Source organism: uncultured Sutterella sp., from assembly GCF_937923675.1.
In the GTDB taxonomy this organism is placed as follows: Bacteria; Pseudomonadota; Gammaproteobacteria; order Burkholderiales; family Burkholderiaceae_F; genus Sutterella.
This window is the reverse complement of record NZ_CALDXB010000089.1, coordinates 1-22,742: the sequence shown is the minus strand read 5'-3', so window position 1 is coordinate 22,742 and position 22,742 is coordinate 1. Positions and strand designations below refer to the sequence as shown.

19 protein-coding genes and 1 tRNA gene are annotated in these 22,742 nt (G+C 60.7%); 9 read left to right on the top strand and 11 right to left on the bottom strand.

Annotated features, from left to right (window positions below; all coding sequences use genetic code 11):
- Nucleotides 1–6 precede the first annotated feature (6 nt).
- The 3 genes from Q0106_RS10690 to Q0106_RS10680 all read left to right on the top strand — a co-directional run bounded on the left by Q0106_RS10690 (nt 7) and on the right by Q0106_RS10680 (nt 3,691).
- The gene (locus tag Q0106_RS10690) at nt 7–378 is read left to right on the top strand and encodes an MFS transporter (protein WP_297612697.1); all 372 of its coding nucleotides are present in this window, start codon (nt 7–9) and stop codon (nt 376–378) included.
- Between the two features lie 202 nt (nt 379–580).
- Nucleotides 581–2,878, top strand: coding sequence for an inorganic phosphate transporter (locus Q0106_RS10685; protein ID WP_297612694.1), 2,298 nt, complete (start codon nt 581–583; stop codon nt 2,876–2,878).
- Between the two features lie 102 nt (nt 2,879–2,980).
- Nucleotides 2,981–3,691 carry a gamma-glutamyl-gamma-aminobutyrate hydrolase family protein gene (locus tag Q0106_RS10680; RefSeq protein ID WP_297612691.1) on the top strand — a complete coding sequence of 237 codons (711 nt, stop codon included), beginning with the start codon at nt 2,981–2,983 and terminating at the stop codon, nt 3,689–3,691.
- Nucleotides 3,692–3,783: 92 nt separating this feature from the next.
- Here the strand turns inward: Q0106_RS10680 and Q0106_RS10675 are convergent, their stop codons facing one another.
- A complete protein-coding gene (locus Q0106_RS10675) occupies nt 3,784–4,482 on the bottom strand; it encodes a DJ-1/PfpI family protein (protein ID WP_297612688.1) in 699 nt (232 codons plus the stop codon).
- Nucleotides 4,483–4,754: 272 nt separating this feature from the next.
- On the opposite strand from Q0106_RS10675, the gene Q0106_RS10670 reads away from it, so the two are divergent.
- From Q0106_RS10670 to Q0106_RS10660, 3 genes are all read left to right on the top strand, one after another.
- Entirely contained in the window at nt 4,755–5,954 is a 1,200-nt protein-coding gene (locus Q0106_RS10670; RefSeq protein ID WP_297612684.1) for a hypothetical protein, read from the top strand.
- Between the two features lie 93 nt (nt 5,955–6,047).
- The gene (locus Q0106_RS10665; protein ID WP_297612681.1) at nt 6,048–7,223 is read left to right on the top strand and encodes an amidohydrolase; all 1,176 of its coding nucleotides are present in this window, start codon (nt 6,048–6,050) and stop codon (nt 7,221–7,223) included.
- Nucleotides 7,224–7,319: 96 nt separating this feature from the next.
- Nucleotides 7,320–8,591, top strand: a complete 1,272-nt coding sequence (locus tag Q0106_RS10660; protein WP_297612678.1) for a hydantoinase/carbamoylase family amidase — start codon at nt 7,320–7,322, stop codon at nt 8,589–8,591.
- Nucleotides 8,592–8,695: 104 nt separating this feature from the next.
- Here the strand turns inward: Q0106_RS10660 and Q0106_RS10655 are convergent, their stop codons facing one another.
- Nucleotides 8,696–9,346, bottom strand: a complete 651-nt coding sequence (locus Q0106_RS10655; protein WP_297612675.1) for a LysE family translocator — start codon at nt 9,344–9,346, stop codon at nt 8,696–8,698.
- A gap of 385 nt (nt 9,347–9,731) precedes the next feature.
- On the opposite strand from Q0106_RS10655, the gene Q0106_RS10650 reads away from it, so the two are divergent.
- On the top strand, nt 9,732–10,505 hold the full coding sequence (locus tag Q0106_RS10650) for a 2-oxo-hepta-3-ene-1,7-dioate hydratase (protein ID WP_297612672.1): 774 nt from the start codon (nt 9,732–9,734) through the stop codon (nt 10,503–10,505).
- Between the two features lie 163 nt (nt 10,506–10,668).
- On the top strand, nt 10,669–13,164 hold the full coding sequence (locus Q0106_RS10645) for a tetratricopeptide repeat protein (protein WP_297612669.1): 2,496 nt from the start codon (nt 10,669–10,671) through the stop codon (nt 13,162–13,164).
- 109 nt (nt 13,165–13,273) lie between these two features.
- Here the strand turns inward: Q0106_RS10645 and leuD are convergent, their stop codons facing one another.
- The 8 genes from leuD to smpB all read right to left on the bottom strand — a co-directional run bounded on the left by leuD (nt 13,274) and on the right by smpB (nt 21,919).
- On the bottom strand, nt 13,274–13,888 hold the full coding sequence (gene leuD / locus Q0106_RS10640) for a 3-isopropylmalate dehydratase small subunit (RefSeq protein ID WP_297612666.1): 615 nt from the start codon (nt 13,886–13,888) through the stop codon (nt 13,274–13,276).
- A gap of 13 nt (nt 13,889–13,901) precedes the next feature.
- Nucleotides 13,902–15,302 carry a 3-isopropylmalate dehydratase large subunit gene (gene leuC, locus Q0106_RS10635; protein ID WP_297612663.1) on the bottom strand — a complete coding sequence of 467 codons (1,401 nt, stop codon included), beginning with the start codon at nt 15,300–15,302 and terminating at the stop codon, nt 13,902–13,904.
- A gap of 3 nt (nt 15,303–15,305) precedes the next feature.
- Complete coding sequence (gene leuB / locus Q0106_RS10630; protein ID WP_297612660.1) at nt 15,306–16,403, bottom strand: 3-isopropylmalate dehydrogenase; 1,098 nt, start codon at nt 16,401–16,403, stop codon at nt 15,306–15,308.
- A 164-nt stretch (nt 16,404–16,567) separates the two neighbouring features.
- A complete protein-coding gene (gene leuA, locus Q0106_RS10625) occupies nt 16,568–18,166 on the bottom strand; it encodes a 2-isopropylmalate synthase (protein ID WP_297612657.1) in 1,599 nt (532 codons plus the stop codon).
- Between the two features lie 238 nt (nt 18,167–18,404).
- The gene (locus tag Q0106_RS10620) at nt 18,405–19,187 is read right to left on the bottom strand and encodes an ABC transporter ATP-binding protein (protein ID WP_297612654.1); all 783 of its coding nucleotides are present in this window, start codon (nt 19,185–19,187) and stop codon (nt 18,405–18,407) included.
- Nucleotides 19,188–19,206: 19 nt separating this feature from the next.
- Nucleotides 19,207–20,259, bottom strand: coding sequence for an iron ABC transporter permease (locus Q0106_RS10615; protein WP_297612651.1), 1,053 nt, complete (start codon nt 20,257–20,259; stop codon nt 19,207–19,209).
- On the bottom strand, nt 20,256–21,365 hold the full coding sequence (locus Q0106_RS10610) for an ABC transporter substrate-binding protein (RefSeq protein ID WP_297612648.1): 1,110 nt from the start codon (nt 21,363–21,365) through the stop codon (nt 20,256–20,258). Before Q0106_RS10610 ends, Q0106_RS10615 begins: the two co-directional genes overlap by 4 nt.
- A gap of 50 nt (nt 21,366–21,415) precedes the next feature.
- A complete protein-coding gene (smpB, locus tag Q0106_RS10605) occupies nt 21,416–21,919 on the bottom strand; it encodes an SsrA-binding protein SmpB (protein WP_297612646.1) in 504 nt (167 codons plus the stop codon).
- A gap of 190 nt (nt 21,920–22,109) precedes the next feature.
- Here smpB and Q0106_RS10600 point away from each other — a divergent pair, with 190 nt between their 5' ends.
- Nucleotides 22,110–22,433 carry an RnfH family protein gene (locus tag Q0106_RS10600; RefSeq protein WP_297612644.1) on the top strand — a complete coding sequence of 108 codons (324 nt, stop codon included), beginning with the start codon at nt 22,110–22,112 and terminating at the stop codon, nt 22,431–22,433.
- A gap of 76 nt (nt 22,434–22,509) precedes the next feature.
- Here Q0106_RS10600 and Q0106_RS10595 read toward each other — a convergent pair.
- A tRNA-Glu gene (locus Q0106_RS10595) sits at nt 22,510–22,584 on the bottom strand.
- Nucleotides 22,585–22,742 lie beyond the last annotated feature (158 nt).

Sequence of the window (22,742 nt, the reverse complement as noted above, 5' to 3'; positions counted from 1 at the left end):
CGGCCGGTGCTCTACATTGCGCTCCTCGGTTCCGCCGTTTTCGGCATGGTTCAGGCCATTCCCGACACGATTGTTCCCTTCGGCGCCTGGCGCTTTGTGGGCGGGCTTGCGTTTGCGGGCATCTTCCCGGCGATCAACGCCGTCCTCACGCATTCGACGGGTCCGGAAGACCGCGGCCGCATCTTCGGCCTCTCCTATGCCGCGCAGCAGGTGGGGAGCGTGATCGGCCCGATCGCGGGCGGCATGTTCGCCATGTGGTTCAGCATCAAGTTCGTCGTCTTCCTCGCGGGCTTCATTCTGCTCCCGATGGTGGTCTGGCTCTACCTCAAGCGCCCGCATGTTGAGCCCAACATGAGCGGCGTGAGCACCCGGCTTTGAGCGCTTGCGGGAGGCATACCGAGGGCGGAATAAATATTTCGGCCTAATTGATCCGCCTCATATGCTTCCCTAAAATGTCGAGTTACATATTTATTACATTCCGGAAATGAGCTCGTCAGCACGTCTGCCTACTCCAGGAAGGCCTTCCCGCGGGGAAGGCCGTGCCGGGCAGGGCATGCAGAAGCGGGCATAAAGGCAAATCGTGGACATATTTCTTTACACCGTCCTGGCCCTGATCGCAGCCCTTGCCATCTGCGACCTCTTTGTCGGCGTTTCTAACGATGCCGTTAATTTTCTGAATTCCGCCGTCGGCTCCCGCACCGCTCCCTTCTGGGTGATCCTCTCGGTCGCCAGCGCCGGCGTGCTGCTCGGCGCGACCTTCAGCTCCGGGATGATGGAGATTGCAAAGACCGGCGTATTCGTGCCGGAAATGCTCACCTTCAAGGAAGTGATGGTGATCTTCTGCGCCGTCATCGTGACGGACGTGCTCCTCCTCAACACCTTTAATTCCCTGGGGCTTCCCACTTCCACCACGGTTTCGATCGTCTTCGAGCTTCTGGGCGGCACGCTCGCCGTCGCCTGCGCCAAGATCTGGATGAGCGGAGCGCCTTTCTCCGAGCTCGGGAGCTACGTCAATTCCGGCAAAGCCCTCGCCATGATCATGGGCATTCTCGTTTCCGTGATCATCGCCTTCGTGGCGGGCCTCGTCATCCAGTACATCCTCCGCCTCATCTTCACGTTCCAGTACGAACGCATGTACCGCTGGGCGGGCGGCATCTTCGGCGCGGTGTCGCTGACCGCGATTCTCTACTTCCTCGTCATGAAGGGCGCGCGCGGCGCGAGCTTCATGCAGCCCGAGTGGATTCTCTGGATGGATGAGAACACCGAGGAAATCCTTTTCGGCGTCTTCGCCCTCTGCTTCGTCCTTTTCCAGAGCGCGATCATTTTCCTTCGCGCCAACATCTTCCCCTTCATCATTCTTTCCGGCACCTTTGCGCTTGCCTTCGCCTTTGCCGGCAACGACCTGGTCAACTTCGTGGGCGTTCCGGTGGCGGCCCTCGACAGCTTCCACCTCTTCACTTCCCAGCCCGGTGCTGATCCTGAAGTGATGACGATGGGGGGATTGAGAAACATCACGCATACGCCCACGCTCATCCTTGCGGGTTCGGGCGTTGTGATGTGCCTCACGCTCTGGTTCTCCAAAAAGGCGCACCGCGTCATCCGCACGGCAGTCAATTTGTCCTCCGCCACCCGCGGCGGCAAGGAACAGTTCGGTTCCTCCCTCCCGGCGCGCGTCATGGTTCGAAGCGCCCTCCGGATGAACGACGTCTTTCATCAGATCATCCCGAAATCCGTCTTTGCGGCGCTCGACACGCGTTTTGTGAAGCCGCGTCCGAAGCCCGGTCAGATTGAGCTTCCCTTCGACGAGCTGCGCGCGAGTGTGAATCTGGTGCTCGCGGCGGCGCTGATTGCCTCGGCAACGAGCATGAAGCTTCCGCTCTCGACCACCTACGTCACCTTCATGGTCGCCATGGGGTCGTCGCTTTCCGACCGAGCCTGGGACCGCGAAAGCGCCGTCTACCGGATTTCCGGCGTCCTCACGGTGATTACGGGCTGGTTCCTCACGGCCTTCAGCGCGGCAACCGCCTGCGGCTTTGTAGCGTCCCTCATGGCCCTGTGGGGAGAACCCGTCATTCTGATCGGCATGATCTTCGCGCTCTGCGTGATCGCCCGCACGAACTTCTTCACGAAGGATGCGCCGGAAGAAACCGAAGAGACGGCGCGTCAGGTCGACAAGGGCGACCAGAGCTCGATCTGCGAGCTCCTCACGACGAACGTCAACCATTACCTTGACCGCACGCTCACGGTCTTTTCCGACGGCCTCGTCGCCTTCCTGCGCGAAGACAATGAAAGTCTTGCGAAGCTCAAGGCCGAGTCGATTTCGCTCATGGATGAAATCTCCGAGCGCCGAGGCATTTACTACAGCATGGCGCTTCAGGGGGGCGGAAGAAAGCGCGACCGCGATGCGCGCAATTTCTACTACCGCGCCTTCACCAACATGAAGGAAGTGAGCCATTCGCTGCGCGATCAGCTGGGCGTCGCCGAAAACTACGTCGCCAACAGCCATTCGCCCTTCCGCGGCAAGATGCGCGAGAACACGATTCTTCTTGCCAAGGAAATGCAGCAGGTGCGCGACAACTTCAGTCCCCAGGCCTGCACGCGCGTGCTCGAGCACCTCGACCTCGCTCAGCAGAGCTTCCTCGTGCAGATCGGCGACGAGCATATTTCGCTCCGAAAGAGCGAGCTCTACCTCGGGTTCCTCCTCTTTGCACGTGAGGTTCTCAACCGCTTCATGATGGTGAAGCTCCTTCAGACGGAGCTTGAGGTCGAAACCGCCAAGACCGCTCAGGAAGATGCTGAAAAGAAGGCCTCCTTCAATGAGGCGCTCGTCGAGGGCGCGGTTTTGCAGAACACCGCTTCGGATAAGCAAACCGCCTGATTCGGGGAAATTTCCCTCTAAATAGAATCGATCGGGCCGAAGGACGGAATCATGTCTTTCGGCCCGTATTTTTTCCTTTCGTCTCCAGAGGACCTTAGCGCCATGAAGCCCTTGATCGGCGTAACGCCGGACCTGAAGCCCGAATCCGTCCTGGGCGTTCGCAATCAGTATCTGCAGTCGGTGACGCGTGCGGGCGGCATTCCGGTGCTCCTGCCGATCAGCATTGATGAGGCGGACATGAGAGAGGTTTTCAGCCGGCTTGACGGCCTCCTCATTACGGGCGGCGCCGACATTGATCCCGCGCTTTACGGCGAGGAAAAATCCCCCGCCTGCGGAGAGCTCGAACCCGCGCGCGACCGCCTCGAAATGGTTCTTGGACGGCTTGCCGTGGAGCACGATCTCCCGACCCTCGGCATCTGCCGCGGCTGCCAGGTGCTCAACGTCGTCTACGGGGGCACCCTCATTCAGGACATTCCGACGGAGCTCGGGGTTCCCATGGACGTGCATCGTCAGCCCGAGGACTACGCAGTCGTGACGCACGGCGTCACGGTCGAGCCCGGGACGCTCCTCGAAACGATCGTGGGTTCGGGCGAAATCCGCGTCAACAGCCGCCACCATCAGGCCGTGAAGAAGCTTGGGGATGAACTCGTCCTCAACGGCCGGTCGACGAAGGACGGCATCATTGAATCCTTCAACGATCCGACGAAGCGCTTCATGCTCGCGGTGCAGTGGCATCCGGAGATGCTCTCGCACGAGCGCCCCGAAGCGCTCAATCTCTTTAAGGCTCTTGTATCGGCGGCCGCAAGGGACTGAGCGGAACTTGATTTCCTTCGCAACGGCTCCGCATGAAAAGAGGCGCTTTCCCGGTTGGAAATGCGCCTCTTTTTTCAGATTTCAAACGCTTTTCAAATCGCGAAGGGATCGTCTGAAGGATCAGCAATGCGGCGGTATTCCGTGAAGCCCGCAATCCTTTGCGCTTCCTCTTCGCCGTAGCGGTCGGCAATGAAGCCGAGCGCCATGTCCATGCCGGCCGAAATGCCCGACGACGTATAGAAGCGCCCGTCGACCACCCAGCGCGCTTTTCTCTGCCAGTTGACCTGCGGGACCGCCTTCATCACCATCGGAAGCGCCTTCTTGTTGCTCGTCGCCTTTCTTCCGTTCAGAAGCCCGGTTTTCGCGACGAGAAGCGATCCCGTGCAGACGGTGAGCACTGAGTCCGCTTTCTGGGCAGCGGCTTTAAGCATTTCAAAGAAGCGCGGGTCCTTCGGCAGGAAGGCGGGCGCCGCGCCGGGAACGAGAAGGAGCGGCGAGGCGTTTTCGATCCCGAATTTTTCCGTCATCACCGGAAGGCCCTGGGCGCTCTTCACGACGCCGCCCTCGAGGGACGCAAAGCGCATGGAAAAGTCCCTGAGGTTCCCGAACATTTCGACCGGGCCCATGGCGTCAATTGTTTCAAATCCCGGGAAAAGGAGCACGGAGAGCTCTGCTTGCGGAAACTTCTCGGCGCCGGCCTTCGTGAGGGACGCCTGAGCAGGAGAAGCAAAAGCGCCGAGCGGCATGACGGCGGCAAGCGCGCAGATCTCGCGGCGGGTGATGAGAGACATGAATGACTTCCTTCAAAAAATGTGTCGCCCCGGTATTTTGCTCGATGCCGGTGAAGAGCTCCTGAAGTGAGGGAAGATGCCGGCCTGACGATGTTTTTTCCTCGTTTTCGCGAAAGCTTTTCTAGGCAAAACCTACTATTCGCCAACATGAATTATCAGAGAAGCACGAGAAAAGACGGGACGGGAAATGGCTTCTTCCTAGAATCATCCTTACGGATAAAGGCAGGAAAAGCGCGCGTCTGACGCGCAGCCTTTGTCTGCAGGAGAAATTCATGCTTTACAACTTCATGTCCGCCTTTGTGGCCTGCCTCGTGGTAGTGCTCCTCGGCGAATGGCTCTCTAAGCTCACCAAAGGCTGGATCCCCTCAGTCTTCATTTCGGCCGTCATTCTTCTTCTCTGCTTCTGGACCTTCCTCCCGAAGACGGTAGTGGCAGATGCCAAGATCCTGCAGCTGGGCTCGACCGTTGCGATCTTCCTCCTGATTGCTCACATGGGCACGCTCTTTTCCCTTAAGCGCCTCCTTGAGCAGTGGAAGACCGTGATCATCTGCTTGGCGGGGCTCCTCGGCATGTGTTCGCTTGCCTGGTTCGTCTGCCCGCTCCTTATGGACAAGACTCTCGTCATTACGGGTCTCCCCCCGCTCGCGGGCGGCATCGTTGCAACGACCATGATGCAGAAGGCTGCTCAGGATGCGGGTCTCCCCGTGGCGGCGGTCTTCGCGATTTCGATGTACTGCATTCAGGGCTTTGCCGGTTATCCCCTTACCGCGATCTGCTTGAAGCGCGAAGCGCAGAAGCTTCTGAAGGAGGCGCGCGAAGGTCATCCGGAGGGCGGTTCAGTTGTTGACAGCCGCCGCGTGATGGCTGAAGCCATGGCGCTTCCGGAAAATGAAAAGCGCGGCATTCTTGCCGTCCCGGAATCCTGGAATACGCCTTTCTTCGTGCTTCTGAAGCTCGCGCTCGTCGGCTGGCTTGCTGTCGTGATCGGCATTCTCACGGGCGTGAGCGGCGCGATCTGGGCGCTCGTTCTCGGCGTCATTTTCTGCCGCCTCGGGTTCCTTGAGCCTGACGTGCTGAGCAAGACCGGTTCGAAGGATCTCCTTTTCTTCGCTCTGATCATGTTCGTCTACAGCGGCCTCGCCGACTGCACGCCGGCGCTCCTCTTCGACCTGATCGGACCGATGCTCATTCTTCTTGTGGTCGGCCTCTGCGGCATGGGCATCATGGCCTTCATCGTCGGCAGGATCCTGAAGATTTCCCCGTGGCTCGGCTACGCCAACTGCCTCACGGCGCTCTACGGCTTTCCCTTCGACGCGATCATGACTGAAAAGATCTGCCATGATGAAGGCGCCAACAAGGAAGAGGTCGACTATCTGATGAGCCGTCTCTTCCCCTCGATGATTGTGGGCGGGTTCGTTACGGTGACGATTACTTCCGTGGTGCTCGCCGGCATCTTCGTCAAGTTCCTCTGATTTCTATTTCTTCCTGATGTAAGGCGTTCAGGAGCTTCTCCCGGAGAAGGCTCGCTTTGAACGCCTTATGTCATTATTCGGACGCAATCAAAAATGACTTTGCAGGACCTTATTGAAAAGTACAGCGCTTATCAGGTTGAAATGCGCCGCTATTTCCACCAGCACCCCGAGGAAAGCACGAAGGAGGTGAAGACCGCCCAGCGCATCCGCGAGGAGCTCGATAAGGCCGGGATTCCCTGGAGAGTTTGCGGCATGGGTACGGGCACCCTCGCGCGCATCGAAGGGAAGCTCCCCGGGAAGACCATCATGCTGAGAGGCGACATCGACGCGCTTTCCGTGACGGAAAAAACGGGTCTTCCCTTCGCGAGCGAAAATCAGGGCGTGATGCATGCCTGCGGCCACGACTGCCACATCTCGATGCTCCTCACCGCCGCGCATATGTTGAACGACGTGCGCGACCAGATCAAGGGCACGGTTCTTCTCGCCTTCCAGCCTGCCGAGGAAATCGGCCGCGGCGCTCAGTCGATGATTGCCGAGGGCGCGCTCGAGGGCGTCGACGCCTGCTTCGGCATGCACGTCTGGGCGGACTATCCGGCGGGCACCGTCGGCATCAGGAAGGGCCCGACGATGGCGAGCGGCGACAAGTTCACGATTACCGTGAAGGGCAAGTCCACGCACGGCGCGCAGCCTCATCACGGCACGGATGCGCTCGTGATGGCGGCTTCCATCGTCATGAACCTGCAGACGATGGTGTCGCGCGAATTCTCCCCGATCGATACGGCTGTCGTCACGGTCGGCAAACTGACGAGCGGCACGCGCTTCAATGTCGTTGCCGGCGACGCGGTGATGGAAGGCACGACCCGCACCTTCTCGAAGGAAATCCGCGACAGCTTTGCCGAGCGCATCACGCGCATCGCTAAGTGCACTGCCGAAGCAATGAGAGGTACTGCTGAAGTCAATTACGAGTACCTCGTTCCGGTCACGACGAATGACCCGAAGATCTGCGACCTGGCAGCAGAAGCCGTGACGAAGATCTTCGGCGAAGGCAAGGTGGTCGAAGCCGAGCAGACGATGGGCGGCGAAGACTTCGCCTACTATCAGGAAAAGGTTCCGGGCGCCATGGTCTTCCTCGGCATCCGCAACCCCGCCTGCAATGCCGTCTACCCGCAGCACCACATGTGCTATACGGTGGATGAATCCGTCCTCGTGAAGGGCGCAGCGCTCCATACGCAGACGGCGCTTAATTTCCTCGGCGTTGATCTGAAGTAATGCCTGAGGCGCGTCTCGCCTGAATGATCCCCGGAGTCCTTTCACCAAATGAGAAGCTCCGGGGATTTTCGTTTTCTGCTTTCCCCATTTTTTGTCATGACCCAGGACACTTCTGATTTCGCCCGCGTCTGCGGACCCTTCATTGAAAAGCTCTTTTCCGATGTGCGCGAACTCACGCATTCGCCTGCACCGAGACGCGGCGTCACGCGCCTTGGCTATTCGCCCGAGGAAGACCGGACGGTGGAATACCTGAAGCGTGCGGGCGAGGCGCTCGGTCTTGAATCGGAAGAGGACGGCGCCGGGAACCTCTGGCTCACGCTTCCCGGCCGCGACCGTTCGCTTCCGGCGCTCGTTTCCGGCAGCCACGCCGACAGCGTGCTTGACGGCGGAAACTACGACGGACTCGCCGGCATTGCCGCGGCCTTCTGCCCGGTTCTCTGGATGAAGGCCAAGGGCATCGTGCTCCCGCGCGACTACCGCGTGCTCGTTCTCCGGTGCGAGGAGCAGGGTCTGGTGGGCTCCACGGGACTTCTCGGGCAATTGAAGCCCGTTGACCTCGACCGCCGCTTCATTGCGGGCGCGCCGACGCTCGGCGACCTTCTTGCGAAGCACGGTCTGGATGCTCAGAAGCTCACGGGCGGGAAGCCCCTGATGGACCTCACAAGGATCGCCGCCTTCTTTGAAGCGCATATTGAGCAGAGCGCGAAGCTCGACAACTCGAAGACCGCGCGCGTGGGTCTCGTCACCGGGATTCGCGGCATACGGCTCAACCGCAGAATCCGCGCGACCGGCGTCGGCGCCCATGCGGGCGCAATCGACTTTCCCTTCCGTCATGATGCGGCCTGCGCCTGCGCGCGCTTCGTTTCGCACATCTACGACAAATGGGCGCATGCCCTGGCGATGGGCGACGACCTCGTCGTGACGACGGGTTCGATCCGCACGCCCGATACCGCGATTCCGAACAAGATTGCGGGCGAATGCGAAATGACGCTCGACATGCGCTCGCTCGACGACGAAGCCTTTGCGCGCTTCTCCGCCGTCATCGACCGGGAGCTCGACGAGCTCGCCGCTGAAATGGGCGTCACCTTTGAAGCAGATCCCTCCATCGTCATTCCGCCCAATCATTCCGATCCGGTGCTGATGGCGCTTCTCAGAAAGGGCGCCGAGTCGCTCGGCATCGGCGTCCAGGAAATGCCTTCGGGCGCGGGCCACGATGCGGCGAATTTCGGTGCGGCGGGGATTCCCTTTGCGATGCTCTTCATCGCCAACCAGAAGGGCTCGCATAATCCCGATGAAGCCATGAGGATGGACGACTTCCTCTCGGCTGCGCGCGTTCTCACGGAAGCTCTGGTCCGCTACGACGAATAAGGGAAAGAAAGTCCGGGAGAAGCTCTACGAAAAATTCTCCCGAAATGAAAAAAGGCCGGAGGCATGTCTTCCGGCCTTTTTCCGCAGAAGCTTCCTGCCATGCCTCAAGCCATCTGAGCGGCCACCGCCTTTACGAGGACGCTCACGCCGAAGAAGATGAAGAGCGCTCCCGAGACGCGGTTCATGATGGAGGAGGCTTTCGGCCCCGAGAGGAACCGTCTCGCCCAGGCTGCCGAGTAGCTGTACGAGAAGTGAATGACGATGCCCGTGCCGGCAAAGATGGCGAGAAGCACGGCCATGCGCTCGACGTAGGGGTCGTCGGGCGCCACGAACTGCGGCAGGAGCGAGACGAGGTAGACGAAGAGCATCGGGTTCGTGAGCTGAAGCAGAAAGGCGGAGAGAAAGAGCGCCCCGCCTTTGGGCTTCGGCCCCGGTTCGGATTCGATTTCTCCTTCCCTCAGGGACTGAAAGCTCTTTGCCGGACTGTGCCAGGCGCGCCAGCCGAGGTAGAGAAGGACGATCGCCGAGGCGACCTGGAGCGCCGTAAAGAGAACGGGCGAGGTGGTGAGCACAGCCCCTAATCCCACCGCGCAAAGGAGCGCAATCACGAAGGAGCCGAGAACGTTGCCGAGGGGCGCCTGCCAGGCAGAGCGCATGCCGCCTCTCAGGGCCGATGAAATCGTAAAGAGAACGCCGGCGCCTGGGGTTAGGACGGTAACGAAGGTGATGGCAAAAAAGACGGAAAGGTCGTGCATGCCGGATCGGGGAAAGGCGGGTGACAGGGAGAAGCTGATTCCAAAATCTTAGAGCTCGCAGAGGCGCCCGGCTCTCAGCGTTTTCGCGGATTGGCGGCATCGGGCTGATTGGCATTGCGAAAGCAATGCTCTATGCGCTGATACGCCCTCTGGTCAGGGGTTCTGCCTAGAGATGCGCGTGTTTTCACGATGTGAAGACGATATTCTTTAAAGAATATTCTCTGCGAAATTCGGGATGTCACGTTTCCGGAGGGGCTCGGGGAGCCTCTTTCGCCGGACGCTCGTCCCCTGAGGAGAAAACACCCGTCTTTTTTGTTGTGCAGCGGCGGTTTTGAGCGGGAAGCGAAAAACCTTTGGCTGCGCATTTATTTCATGAGGCAAGCCGATGAATCTTTCCACACTCCCGAAGGCGCTCTTTGAGGCATATAAGAACAATGCTCCGCTCGAAATGAAGGCCTGCGAAGGCATTCTCAACGACTTCGAAACCGCTTACGCGGTTCAGCGCGCGGTGGCCGAGCAGAAGGGAGAGCCTACGGGCGGCTACAAGATTTCGCTCACGAGCAAGACGACGCAGGACATGTTCGGCACGACTGAGCCGCTCTTCGGCGAACAGATTCCCTCGCACATTCTTGCTGCGCCTGCCGTCCTTCAGATGGCTGAAATGAATGAGCCTCTGATTGAGGTCGAGCTCTCGATGATCCCGAAGGTTGATCTCGAGCCCGGGATGTCCGACGAAGAGCTTCTCAGGAATGTGACCGTCGCGGGCGGCATTGAGGTTCCGGATGCGCGCTTCAAGGCCTGGTTCCCGGCCCTCAACAAGTATCTCGTCGTCGCGGACTGCGCTGTCGGCGGCTACATCATTCACGGAACGCCCGTGGACGGCACGAAGCTTGAGCTCGAGGACCTTCTTAAGATCCACGTGGATCTCCTGAAGGACGGCAAGGTCATCAAGTCGGGCGATTCGACAGAAGTGCTTGATCAGCCGATTCATGCGCTCAAGTGGCTTGTCGAGGCGCTTGCGAAGCGCGGCAGGAAGCTCACGGCCGGTCAGGTTGTCTCGACGGGCACCTTCTTCGTGCCGCCGAAGCTCGAAAAGGGCGAATACATCGCCCGCTACTCTGGCGCCATCACGGAAGACGTCAGGCTCTCCGTTCGCTAAAGCGTTCCAGCAGGAATAATTCCCTGAAAGCCCGGCAGCCGGATGCGTTCCGCTGCCGGGCTTCGTATTTTTGAGGAAGCGTTTGCCTCTCCAATCTGATTTAATGGGAGAAAGTCATCTGCTGCGGCAGAACACGCTGATGAATCGGAAAGAGGAGAAAATCATGGCCACCCCGAAAGGCAGAATCTTCACCGACGCGGATCGCGAGGAGCTTGATGCCCTTGACGACGGCAATTCCATGTATGCCTGGCGCATGGAGCATCTGATCGACGAGAAAATTGCGAAGGGCGTTTCCGAAGGCCGCTTCACGGAAGAAGAGGCCGCAGAGGACCTCGAGACCGCGCTCCGACTTTCCTATGCGCTCAACAACATGGACAGCTACGAAAAGTACGTCCGGTCCGTGAAGGTTCTCCGGCGCGCTGAGAAGAATGCCGCGGGTTCGGGCGCCTATTGGTATCGCCTCGGAGCGGCGCTCAACTATCTCGGAAAAATCGAGGAGGCAAAGGAAGCGGCCGACCGCGCCGTCGCGGAGGAGCCCGACTATCCCTGGGGATGGCTTCTTTTGGGGAGGCTCTGCGCACATCTCGGACTCAGGTCCGAGGCAGAGGAAGCGCAGAAGCGCGGCCTCGCGCTCGTGCCGGATGATCCGGAGTTCCTGATGCTCGGAGAGGATATCGAGCGAGGCGCTGATCTCGCACAGATGGAATACCACCTCATCGACCCGGAAGCCGACAAGGCATTGCGCGAGGATGCGCTCCCTTCGGGCGAGCTTCTCGAAAAAATCCGGTCCTGCCAATGCATCCTTATTGATCCCGAGGGGCTCGCCGCGGCGCAAAGAGCGCTTCCCTTAAAAGACTGGAAGCCTGCGGATCCGCCCGAAGACCCCTTCTGCCGCGGCGTCTTTGCGTTCGGGAAGGGCGAGGTGGAAATCGTTTTCCGCATGAATGAAGCCGGGTTTTCGCATATGCCGGCCTGGTGGCTCGCGGGCCTCGCGCGCCTTCTTCCTTCCGCGCTCGAAAGTTTTGAGAAGCCCCGTTTGGTTGAAGTGCAGCAGAACCGGATCGTCGCCGTCTATGCGGCAGATGAGGAGTCCGATGAGGAAGTCGTCAGATACTACGACTTAAGCCATATCAGCACTGACGATTCGTCTGAGCTGAGGAGCGGCGGGGACGGCGGCGAATACGAGCCCGGCGAGAAGGCGCTCCTCGAGAAAGTGGAGGCTCTGAACGAACTTTCCGAATACCAGGGGATCATTGATCTTCTCGAAGCGCTGCCTCCGGAAAAGCGCACGTGGCGGCTTTCGGGCGAACTTGCCCGCGCCTACAACAACCTGGCAGAGCCCGGAGACGACGAACTCTTTGAACGTGCAATTGAAATCCTCGGCGCATCGCGAAGCGCCGCGGGGAGCACCTTCCTCTGGAACTACCGCATGGGCTATGCGCTCTATTTTCTCGACCGGGACGGCGAGGCGCTCAGGTTTTTCGAAAAGGCGCTTGAGAAGAAGCCCGGCGACGAGGATGCAATTGCGCGCCTTGAAGCGGCAAGACGCGGCGTGACTTTCCCCATCTTCCTCAAGCCCTTCAGAAATCGCCTGAAGCTTGTCTGGCGGCGCTTCTCGGAGGAGGCTGCCGTCGTGCTGGATCTGCTTCGCGAAGGGCGGTTGGTTGAGGCGAATGAGCGGGCGGAGAGAATTTTTCATCCGGTCGCGATGAACTGGGGATTCGGGCTCGGTCTTGATGAGGACGGCCGGGGCCTCCTTTTCTTTTCCCCGAAGGGAAGGCTCAGCGAAGCATTCCCTCTCGTGCATTTCGCCGACCGGATGCCGGAAGCGCTCACGGAAAAATGGTCCCTCAAACTGGGCCGCGGCCCGGGAATTCAGGTCGGAAGCGGCGCCTTCCGGTCAGGGATACGTCCTGAGGAGCTCACGCTCTGGGTGGATCTGGAGGATTCGGGCTGGCGGGTGAGCTTTTATGCGGAAAGCTTCCGCGGGATTTCTCAGGAGGATGCCCCGGCGATCTTCGAGGATCTCGGCACGATGATCGAGGATGCGGTCGGCGAAGCCGCAAGCATGCGTCTTGTCCGCGGCATTTCCATCATGAAGGCAAAGCGCGATGAGCCCGGAATCAGAATGAATGACCTCGCCCGATGGTTCCATGAACACATTCCGACGTCCAAAGATTTCGACATGCGCCAGCTGATCCGAGAGAAGCTCGAATTCTGGCTCAAGCCCGATCCGAGGGCGCAGGAGCTCTACTTCGACATCGGCCCGGGCTTCACGCAGTGCGCGGTCTTCATGAATGAATACCGGGCCGATGAAGCGGAGGCCATTGACGCCTTCCAGAGAATTGGCGCCGCAGCGGGCTTCCTTGCCTTTGAATTCGCGCCGGATCTGGATAGAGAGGCACGGGACGAAGCGGAGCGCCGCGCGATCGCGGATTTCAAAGCCGCGATGGCGGAGTTTTCAGAGGAAGGAATCATCTGCGGCGAAGCGCAGTCGAAGGAGCGCGCCTATGTCGAGGTGATGCTCTGGGATTCGAGGGTCTTCCTGAGCAGAGCGGCGGCGTGGCTTGAAGGCTATCCCGCCATTGAGCGGGCGCTTTTCAGGACCTGGAGGCGAAGAGCCGGAAACGTCATCCTGAAGGCGCAGGGCGAAGGCTGAAGGCCCGCACTTTTGAAGCCCGCGAGAACAAAAAAGGCTGCTTCCCCGCCTGAGGGAGGAAGCAGCCAGTCATGGGCAAAGGGGATTTTTCGAGAAAAAGGCGCGCGGATCAGCCGAGGGGCTTAGCGCGCCAGGCCGGCATCGTCGCCTCATAGGCGGCGATCTTGTCCTCGTCCTTCAAGGTGAGGCCGATCGCGTCGAGGCCTTCCAGCATCATCCAGCGGCGGAAGGGATCCACCTTGAAGCTGAAGTGGAGGTCGCCCGCCGTGACGGTTTCCTTTTCAAGGTCCACGGTGACTTCCATGCCCTTTTCGGATTCGAGCTTTTTGAAGAGCGCGTCGATTTCAGACTGCTTGAGTTCGACCGGAAGAAGGCCGTTCCCGAGGGCGTTGTTCTTGAAGATGTCGGCAAAGGAGGGCGCAATCACGCAGCGGAAGCCGTATTCGAGGAGCGCCCAGGGGGCGTGCTCGCGGCTCGAGCCGTTGCCGAAATTGGCCTGTGCAACGAGGATTCCGGCGCCCTTGTATTCCGGGTAGTTGAGCACGAACTCGGGATTGGGCTTCGTTTCCTCGGCGTCGAGCCAGCGGTGGTCGTGAAAGAGATGGTGTCCGAACCCCTTCCGATCGACGGCAAGAAGGAACTGCTTCGGGATGATCTGGTCGGTGTCGACATTGGCGCGGTTCAGAGGAACTGCGACAGACGTGAAGACGGTGAATTTCTGCATTGCCGGAATTCCTTTAGAGATAGTCGCGCGGATCAGCGATGCGGCCGGCAACGGCAGAAGCTGCCGCGGAGGCCGGGCTCATCAGGTGCGTGCGGCTGCCGCGCCCCTGACGGCCGACGAAGTTGCGGTTCGAGGTACTCGCCACGCGGGAGCCCGGTTCCGCACGGTCGTCGTTCATCGCGAGGCACATCGAGCACCCCGGGAGGCGCCACTCAAAGCCCGCATCGCGGAAGATCTGGGCAATGCCCTCGGCTTCTGCCATCTCGCGGACCTGGGCGGAGCCCGGAACCGCTAGCGCGCGCACGCCGGGCGCAACCTTGCGGCCCTTCAGAATCTCGGCCGCAGCGCGGAAGTCTTCAATGCGTCCGTTCGTGCAGGAGCCGATGAAGACGGTGTCGATTTTGGCCGACGTCATCGGAGCGCCCGGTGCGAGCTCAATGTACTTGAGCGCGTTTTCGGCGCTTTCGCGGGCAACGACGTTCTCAAAGGATTCGAGAACGGGGACGTTCCCCGTAATCGCCGTTTCCTGCCCCGGGTTCGTGCCCCAGGTGACCTGCGGCTCGAGCTTCGAAGCGTCGAGCACGACCTCGGCGTCGAACTTTGCGTCGGGGTCGGAGGCGAGCGTGCGCCAGTAGGCGACGGCTTCGTCCCAGTCCTTTCCCTTCGGGGCGTAGGGACGGTCCTTCAGGTATTCGAACGTGACTTCATCGGGCGCAACCATGCCCACCTTGGCGCCCATTTCGATCGCCATGTTGGAGAGCGTCATGCGGCCTTCCATCGTGAGCGCCTTGACGGCTTCGCCCGCGAATTCGACGGCGTAGCCCGTGCCGCCCGCCGTGGTGAGGCGGCCGGCGATGGCAAGAATCAGGTCCTTGGCGGAAAGTCCCTTCCCGAGCCTGCCGTCGCAGCGGATGCGCATGGTTTTGAGGCGCTGCTGCTTGAGGGTCTGGGTTGCCATCACGTGTTCGACCTCGGACGTGCCGATGCCGAAGGCAAGGGCGCCGAAGGCGCCGTGCGTCGCCGTGTGCGAGTCGCCGCAGACGAGGGTCGTCCCCGGAAGCGTAAAGCCTTCCTGGGGCCCGATGATGTGCACGATGCCCTGACGCGGGTCGCCGAGGCCGAAGAGCTTCACGCCGAATTCGCGGCAGTTTTCGATGAGGGTCGTCACCTGCTTCTTCGCGAGCGGCATGCAGGCCTCGAGCGTCGGGCGCTGGGTCGAGATGTCGTGGTCCATCGTCGCGATCATGAGGTCGGGCCGGCGGAGCTTTCTGCCCGCAGCGCGCAGGCCGGCAAAGGCCTGCGGGCTCGTCACTTCGTGAATGATGTGGCGGTCGATGTAGAGGAGCGGGAGTTCGCCTTCCTTCTGCATCACGACGTGGGCGTCATAGACTTTTTCGTAGAGCGTCTTTCCCATTTTTCAGGCTCCCTCGGCAATGCGGCGGACGATGGCGTCGCCCATTTCGCGCGTGTTGAGGGGTTCTGCTCCCGCGGCGCGGGCGAGATCGGCCGTGACTTCGCGGGCGGCAAGCGCGTCGAGAACCGCCTTTTCAATCGCGTCGGCAGCTTCCTTTTCGCCGAGCGAATAGCGAAGCATCATGGCGGCGGAGAGAATCTGCGCGACCGGGTTGGCGATGCCCTTTCCGGCGATGTCCGGAGCGGAGCCGCCCGCCGGCTCATAGAGGCCGAAGCCGCCCTCGCCGATCGAAGCCGAGGGGAGAAGCCCCATCGAGCCCGTGATCATGGCGCATTCGTCGGAGAGAATGTCGCCGAACATGTTCGAGCAGAGCATGATGTCGAACTGCGCCGGATCGCGGATCAGCTGCATCGTGGCGTTGTCCACGTAGATGTGCGAGAGCTCGACGTCGGGATAGTCGCGCGCGACCTCCTCAACGGTTTCGCGCCAGAGGACGGAGGAGGCAAGAACGTTCGACTTGTCGACCGAGGCAACCTTCTTTCTGCGGCCGCGGGCGGCTTCAAAGGCGGCGACGGCGATGCGGCGCACTTCGCGCTTCGAATAGACCTCGGTGTCGTAGGCGGTCGCATCCTCGCCTTCGCCCTTCCTGCCCTTGGGCGTGCCGAAATAGATGCCGCCCGTGAGTTCGCGGACGATCACCATGTCGAAGCCCTTTTCCGAAATGTCGGCGCGCAGCGGCGAGAGCGCGGAGAGGCCCGGGAAGATGCGGGCCGGACGGAGATTGCAGAAAAGCTTGTAGCGCTTTCTCAGAGGGAGGAGCGCGCCCGCTTCAGGGCGCTGGGAATGCGGGAGATGGTCCCACTTGGGGCCGCCGACCGAACCGAAGAGAATCGCGTCGGCCTTGTCGCAGGCAGCAATCGTCGCTTCCGGAAGGGGCGTGCCCGCCGCATCAATGGCGGCGCCGCCCACAAGGGCTTCCGTGCGTTCGAGCGTAAAGCCGAAGCGGGCGCCGGCAGCGTCGAGCACCTTGAGCGCTTCGCGCATGACTTCGGGTCCGATGCCGTCGCCGGCGAGAACTGCAATGCGGTGGTTGCGGGTCATATCAGTCATCCTGGTAGGAAATACGGGGTAAAAAGAGGGCGGCCGTCTTCAGAAAAGCTTCTGAAAGCGGTCAGTCGCAATGGGGTGAGGTCCGGGAGCCGGAGAGGAAAGGGAAAGCGTTCGCCGCTTTCCCTCATTTCAACCCGGAATTCGGGCCTGATGCTTTATTCGGCGGCTTTCGCAGCCTCGTCGGCAGCGGCCTTCACCGTGCGCGAGGGGCGCTTCTTCGCGGCGTGAATGCGCTTCGCGCGCTCGATGTTGTTGATCGCGTGGAGGAGCGCGAGCGCAGAGGATTCAATCACGTCGGTCGAGAGACCCATGCCGTGGAAGATGCGGCCTTCATATTCGACCGTCACGTCCACCTGGCCGAGCGCATCCATGCCGGCGCCGTTCGCGTTGATTTCGTAGCTCTTCAGCACGCACTTGATGCCGGTGAGGTGCGTGATGCAGTTGTAGCAGGCGTCGACGGGGCCGTTGCCGATGCTCGATTCCGTGCGGGTGCGGCGGCCGACGCGCAGACGCACCGTTGCGGTCGGAATGACCGAGGCCGTGCCGCTCGTCACGTTCATCTGCTCGAGATGGTAGGTGTCGTCCTCTTCGTCGAGCTTCGTGAAGAAGATGAGGGACTCGAGGTCGTAGTCGAAGACCTGGCCCTTTCTGTCGGCGAGCTTGAGGAAGCGCGCGTAGATGTCGTTGAGATCGTACTCGTCGTCGGCGTAGCCCAACTTCCTCAGGCATTCGCGGATCATGTGGCGGCCCGAGCGGGCGGTCATCAGCATCGTGTTGCCGCTGAAGCCCACCGATTCGGGGGTGAGGATTTCGTAGGTTTCGCGGTTCTTGAGGACGCCGTCCTGGTGGATGCCCGACGAATGCGAGAAGGCGTTCGAGCCCACGATCGCCTTGTGCGAGGGCACGGGTTCGTGGCAGATCTTCGAAACGAGTGCGGAGGTGCGGGCAATGTTCTTGGCGATGATGCCGGTTTCGACGCCGCCCAGAATCTTCGAGCGGAGCTTGATCGCCATGGCAACCTCTTCGAGGGAGCAGTTGCCGGCGCGTTCGCCGAGACCATTCACGCAGCACTCGATCTGGCGCGCGCCCATCTGGACCGCGGTGAGGGAGTTGGCCGTCGCCATGCCGAGGTCGTTGTGGCAGTGAACGGAAATGACCGCCTTGTCAACGTTGGGGACCCGGTTCATGACCTGGGTGATGATGCCGCCGAATTCGGTCGGAACCGTGTAGCCCACGGTATCGGGAATATTGATGGTGGTGGCGCCCGCGTTGATCGCTTCCTCAATCATGCGGCAGAGCTGATCGATCGGGGTGCGTCCTGCGTCTTCGCAGGAGAATTCGACGTCGTCCGTATATTTTCTCGCCTGCTTCACGGCGGCCACGCCCATGGCGAGCACGTCGTCGAAGGTCTTGCGGAGCTTGTCCTTCACATGTATCGAGGACGTGGCGATGAAGGTGTGTATTCGGAAGTGCTCGGCGGCCTTCAATGCCTGAGCGGCCACGTCGATGTCCTTGATCACGGCGCGCGAGAGGCCGCAGGGAACGGCGTGCTTGAGCGTTCTTGCAATCAGCTGAACGGATTCGAAGTCGCCCTGGGAGGAAACGGGAAAGCCCGCTTCAATGACGTCAACGCCGAGCTCTTCGAGCGCGAGCGCAATCTGAAGCTTCTGCCGTTCGGAGAGGCTCTGCGGAAGCGCCTGTTCGCCGTCGCGCAGCGTCGTGTCGAAGATGATTACTCGGTCCTGACTAGCCATGTTCCTTCTTCCTTTGTTGTTGTCGGCTCAAACTGAAAATTCTGCTTTCAGTCGATGGGTGCAGTGTGCGAAACATACTCCCGCGTGAATGCAACTGTCAAGAAATGCAGAACTAAAGTACCGGGTTTTGAAAAGGGAACTAGTTGATAATCTCTATAAACCTATTTTTTAAGGGGTAGTTTTTGCAAAGCCGGCGTTTTGTGCAGAATCCGGATTTCTGCATGAATGGGCGGGGCTTTCAGGGGAGCGCCGCGACAACGGGAAGGGTCTTCGGGCCGAATTGAAGCGTGCGGATCTTGACGTCGATTCCGAAGAGCCTTGAGAGCGCCTCTTCCGTGAAGATTTCGCTTGCCGGCGCAAAGACGGGCGCTTCCCCGCGGGGAACGAGGAGGCCGGATTTAGCGCGCGAAAGCGCATGTGCGGGAAAGTGGGTGTTGAGAATCACCCCGGGACCCTGTTCGGTCAGCCGGTCGATGACGTCGAGGATGAGCGCCTGGTTGCGGAAGTCGAGGTTGCTTTCGGGCTCGTCGAGGATGAGGAGTTCCGGGTCATTTGCGAGCGCCCTGGCAATGGCCGCAAGCTGAAGCTGGCCGCCCGAGACCTCTGAGCAGAGGCGGCGCGAGAGGTGCGCAATTCCGACCTCCTCGAGCGCCTTCTGGGCGAGGATCCAGTCGTTTTTGCCGGGAGAGGAGAAGAGCCCGATCCGGGCGCTTCTGCCGAGAACCACGTATTCGGCAATCGTGAGCGAGGCGAGGTTTGAGAGTTTCGCCTGCGGCACGTAGGCCGCACGCTGCCAGAAGTCGGTTCTGTGCCATTCCTTCAGAGGCTTCCCGTTGAAGAGCGATTCGCCCGTGCTCCAGGGCATGAGTCCGAGGAGGCACTTGAGGAGTGTTGTTTTGCCGGCGCCGTTGGGACCGAGAACCGCGAAGACGCCGCGGCCGTCAAACTCGAAATTGACGTCCCGGAGGACCGGGTCGCCCCCGGGATAGTGAAAGGATCCGTTTCTGACCTGAACGTCCATGATTGTTTGAGGCCCTCTTTCAGAGCGGTCTGCCGGCGCGGCGCATGAGGATGATGAAGGCGGGGGCGCCCACGAGCGCCGTGAGGATGGAGACGGGAATCTCGCTCTCTGCCATGGTGCGCGCCGCCGTGTCGATGAGGATCAGAAAGAGCCCTCCCAGGACCATGGAAGCGGGGAGCACCCGCTCATTGGCCGCGCCGAAGAGAAGGCGCGCCGCATGGGGAACGAGGAGCCCCACCCAGCCGATGAGGCCGCAGAGGGACACGACCGACGCCGTCATGAGCGTGGCGGCAAGAATGACCGTTCCCCGCATGAGCCGCACGTTGATGCCGAGGCTTTCGGCTTCGTCCTTCGGGAGCGATGCGGCGTTGAGGCGCCAGCGGAGGCTCATGAGGATCGCGCCCCCGAGAATGAGGAGCGGGAGTCCGGGGAGAATCGTGCGCATCGAGGCGCCGGTAAGGGACCCCATGAGCCAGAAGGTGATGGAGGGAAGAACGTCCTGGGGGTCGGCCGCAAACTTGACGATGCTCACGAACGCAGTGAAGAGCGCGCCCACCACCATGCCGGCGAGCACAATCATCAGAATGGAGCCCGATTCGCCGTTTCGTCCGCGAGCGACGAGCATGACGACAGCAATGGCGGCAAGCCCCGAAAGAACGGAGAGCCCCTGAATGGCGAAAGCATTGAGCCCGAGAAGAATGGCGAGCACCGCGCCGAAGGAGGCGCCGGTGGCGACGCCGAGCGTGTCGGGTGCGGCAAGGGGATTGGCAAAGAGCGCCTGAAAGGCGGCGCCTGAGGCGGCAAGTCCCGCTCCGGCAATAAAGGCAAGAAGAATGCGCGGGAGCCTCACGTTCCAGACGATGCTTGAGGCCGGAGTTTTCGCTTCCGGATGCAGGAGAGCCTCGAGCGTATCGGCGGGCGACAAGCCGTAGCGGCCCGCAAGGAGCGAAAGGAAGGCTGCCGCGAAGGAAAGCAGAATGAGGAGCGCGAGCGAGAGCCGGAAGTGCCGCGAGCGCTTCTCTGCATCAAGAAGCGCTAGTGGAGAGTCGTGAGGCGCTTCGCTTCCCTTCATCGGCTGCTCCGGACCGACGCGGAGGCGTTTTCGGCGCTTCCCGCGTCATGCTCGAAGACGGCCCTGGCCTCGTCGTCGGTCAATGTCATGCCGAAGCCCGTCCTGTAGTAGCGCTTTGCCTCTTCGACGAGATTCACGTCTTCAAAAGCCTTCGGATAAAGGGTTTTGGCAAGCCAGAGGAGCGTGACGGGAGCGTCGGCCGAGGGCGTAAAGGTGCGGTAAAGCCCAAGGGGCATCTTGTAGACCGCCTTTTCCTCGACGGCCTTCACGTGCGACCAGTCGCGGCCCTGATCCCGCCCGGCGAAGATGTCTTCGGGCATGAGGGGCGTGAAGTTCGTGAGAATCACGGCGTCGGGGTTCCACGCGTAGACGCTTTCCATCGAGACGGCGGCATTGGCGTTTTCGGCTTCAATGCCTCCCGCCGCGTTCACGGACCCCGTAAGGGCGCACCAGGACTCGCCGAAAAAGCGCTTTCCCGAAACCACGAGCTCCCGGGAGTCCGCACGGACGATGAAGAGAACGCGCTTTCTTTCCGCCTGCGGAATGGCGCTGATGCGCTTTTCAACGAATTCCCGGGCGCGCTTCATTTCGCCGCGAAGCACTTCACCCCGCGCCTTAGCGTCCGGGAAAATTTTTTCAAGCGATTCGGTCCAACCGTCGAAGGTCTTCTCAACGTCGTAATTCCATTTGACGGGGCTGATGCCGAAGGCCGTGAGCCCGGCCGAGCGCACGCGCTCGAGCATGCGCTTGTCGGGGGCGTTGACGAGGACGAGGTCGGGGTTGAGCGCCATCAGGCTTTCGATGCTGAGGCTTGCTCCCTGAATGAACCGGGTGGGGATCTGAAGCGCCTGCGGGTAGATTTTTCCGAGGAGCCCGGCTTTGGAGGCCGACATGGAGGCCGGATGCATGCCGGCGATGCGGGCGGGATCGCCCGTAAAGGCGACGGCATAGGGAGCGAGCGGAAGAATGTTCGCAACAACGACGCGCTCGGGGCGATCGGGCACCTCCACCTTGTCGCCGTTGTCGTCTGTGACGGTCCGTGCAGAGACGAGCGCCGCCGCGAGCGCGAGGAGAATGCCGGCAAAACTTCTGATTCTGGAACCCATGATGCTTTTCTTCCGCTTGGTTTTCTCACAGAAAGGATTCGCGAAGACGGTCAGTAGACGTTCCGGCCTCTTGAATCCTTCTTCATGATGCGCTCCTGCTCGCGCTTCCATTCCTTCTTGCTTTCGTCCGCGCGCTTTTCATATTCGCGCTTGCCGCGGGCGAGCGCAATGTCGACCTTGACGCGGCCCTTGCTGAAGTGAAGGTTGAGCGGGATCAGCGTATAGCCCTGACGCTCGACGCGGCCGATCAGCTTCATGATCTCGCGCCGGTGCATGAGGAGCTTTCGCGTGCGGTTCGTTTCGAGCGTTTCGTGCGTGCAGACCTGGTCGGCGGGATTCATGTGCGCATTGCAGAGAAAGAGCTCGCCGTCGCGAATGTAGACGTGGGCAAGATTGATCTGCGCGCGTCCGGCGCGGACGCTCTTCACTTCCCAGCCGCGCAGAACGAGGCCCGCTTCGAAGCGCTCCTCAATCGTGTAGTCGAAGGTCGCGCGCTTGTTGACGATGCGCGGGGTGGCTCCGGCCTTGTTCTTCTGTTGTGCTTTGGTTGCCATAGGTGGCCCTGCTTGAAAAATTCGGGTGCTTGGGGGCGTGCGGGCCGGTTCTTCTCCAGGGGAAGGCTCCGATGCCGCTTTTTTGTGGGAGAAGACGCTTGCAATTCTCCGCACGCCCGCGATAATGCTTTGATTTCTTTCCTTTGACGGGAAGCCAAATTCTATCGACTTTGCGTTCGAACTGATTTCTATGCGAATTGCAATCTGTGAGATTACTCATCAGGGCGCGAAAGCCGTTGCGGCCGAGCGCGAAATTGAACTTCCCGACGCCGCAACGGTCGAGGATGCTCTTGCTGCACTCGGGCGCGATCCGCAGGAGCCGGGACTCGGCCTCTCAATTTATGCGCGCCGGGCGCAGCTCACGGACGTTCTCTCTCCCGGCGACCGGCTTGAACTCTCCGAGCCGCTTCTTGTTGATCCCCGGGAAGCGAGACGAATGCGCGCGGAACGCCAAGGCGACGTGCGGTTTCTCACCTGCGGGCGTCACGGCGGCAAGCATCGGCTCGCCAAATGAACGGCAATTTTAAAAACGCAAAACCCTGCTCCAGAACGTTCTGCCGCAGGGTTTTCTTTTCGATTCAAATTCGGTCTGGCGTCCCCATCCGGATTCGAACCGGAGTTGACAACGTGAGAGGCTGCCGTCCTAACCGCTAGACGATGGGGACATCGGCGTGAAGAGGCTCTTTTAGAAATGCCTTCCGCCAAAGTGCTCCGCCTGAAACAAAAAAGCCCTGCCGATAGAGCAGGGTTTCTTTTTGCCGTGATGCTTGGCGTCCCCATCCGGATTCGAACCGGAGTTGACAACGTGAGAGGCTGCCGTCCT